1 protein-coding gene is annotated in these 1649 nt (G+C 44.5%); it reads left to right on the top strand.

The window, feature by feature from the left end:
• The first annotated feature begins 252 nt into the window (after positions 1–252).
• A complete protein-coding gene (locus EKM92_RS13505) occupies positions 253–1458 on the top strand; it encodes an IS110 family RNA-guided transposase (RefSeq protein ID WP_125711497.1) in 1206 nt (401 codons plus the stop codon).
• Positions 1459–1649 lie beyond the last annotated feature (191 nt).

The raw sequence follows: 1649 nt of genomic DNA, 5'->3' as shown, positions 1-1649 counted from the left end.
ACAAACAGTCTAACCTTAGTGGTGGATCATGATTCGACGGAATCGTGGTTCACCACTTTTGATTTCTCTGATAAAGTGGTATCGAAGTTGACATGTCGTAGTGGCCTTTGGCGTTTTGACGTCGGAACACAAACTGGCAACTTCACGGATTCACCAAGGAACTCGTTCGAAGACTGTTGGCGCTTGACGCCGTGTATTGAAAATTGAGCTGAGTGAATTGATGAAGCAACTTCAATTTAGGTGGTGTTCAGAATGGAATGTATTTTTGGAATTGATGTCAGCAAAGCAACCGCCAACGTAGCGGTGTTAGTGGACGAAACGTTTATCAAGGAGTTCAAGATCACAAGTGATATACCAGGTTACCAAGCCCTTGAAGACGAACTGAACAGCTTCACAGAGCCCCAATTAATCTTTGAATCAACGGGGATCTATTCAAGAAGCCTGCGAGCTTATTTACAGCGGAATAAATGGCAGTACACGGAAATCAACCCACTTCGAGCAAAAATCGATATGGAAGGCTTCCGTCATGATAAAACTGATGCACTTGATGCACGAGGCTTGGCACTAGCGATGAAGAAGCATCACTACAAGCCGGCTTATCAACAAGCGCCTGTTTATAGTGAACTTCATGACCTAGAGCGAACCTATCAAGATTATAACGAGGACGTTGTTCGCACCAAGAACCGTCTCCACAAAGCACTTCAACTCACCTTTCCAGAACTGGAACATGTGCTCAGTACGCAAGACGGAGGCTTATATTGGCATCTCGTCCAGCGTTTTGCCCATCCAGACTTCGTCTTGAAATACGGTGTTAGTGATTTAGCGGATCAGATTCTCGACGCGACGCCTAAGAATATGGGTGTTAAACGTGCGCTAAAAATCGCCAATAAGCTGCTAGACTTAGCAGAACGATGTGCGCCTTCAGTATCATCAAATGCGCATGCCGTCAGGGCTGTTGTGTATTTGGCGCAAGAAGTTGAGCGTCTCGATGGCCTAAAGAACGAAATCATTGACGAAATGACACAGCTCTCACAAGGCTTAGATGAAGTGAAGTACCTTCTTTCGTTTCCCGGGATTGGGATTAAGACTGTGATGTGCTTGATTGGTGAGCTAGGCGATATCCGTCGATTCCATAGTGCTAATGCGATCAACCGATATATCGGCATCGACTTGATTCGGTATGAATCAGGTGATCACGTGATGAAAAGTGGCATCAGTAAGCGCGGTAATGCCTACGCACGGAAGATCCTGTATCGCGCAATCATGAACATTGTCAGCGCCGCAAGGTACAATCCATCCAACGTCAGCGACTATTACCAAAATAAAAAGCGATCATCTTCGACCAAACGAACGAAGATGATCACTATTGGGGCAATGAGCCGCCTTATTAGGACTCTTTACCACCTAGTCATAAACAATGACTACTTCGACCCAAAAACGTCCCTGGCCGGACAATAAAAGGCGAAGATCATTTAAGTCTATTATAGCATCTCAAAAATTGAAGATTTGGGGTGGTTGTGTTTAATGTGCGCAAAAACTAGCAAATAACACTCCAAGCAGAGTGTCCACAAAGATGATAACGAAAAAACTAGCCAAACCAAAAAGAGAAAGCTTGATACAGCAACTTTCTCTTGACTAGTGGTAGAAAA

It is taken from the genome of Lacticaseibacillus porcinae, from assembly GCF_003946305.1.
Classification (GTDB): Bacteria; Bacillota; Bacilli; order Lactobacillales; family Lactobacillaceae; genus Lacticaseibacillus; species Lacticaseibacillus porcinae.
Note: the sequence above shows the minus strand (reverse complement) of the source record. Positions and strands in the feature narration are given on the sequence as shown.

What these genes read in the sequence shown, in the direction of transcription:
- EKM92_RS13505 (WP_125711497.1), top strand. Translation starts at nt 253, where the DNA reads ATGGAATGTATTTTTGGAATTGATGTCAGCAAAGCAACCGCCAACGTA.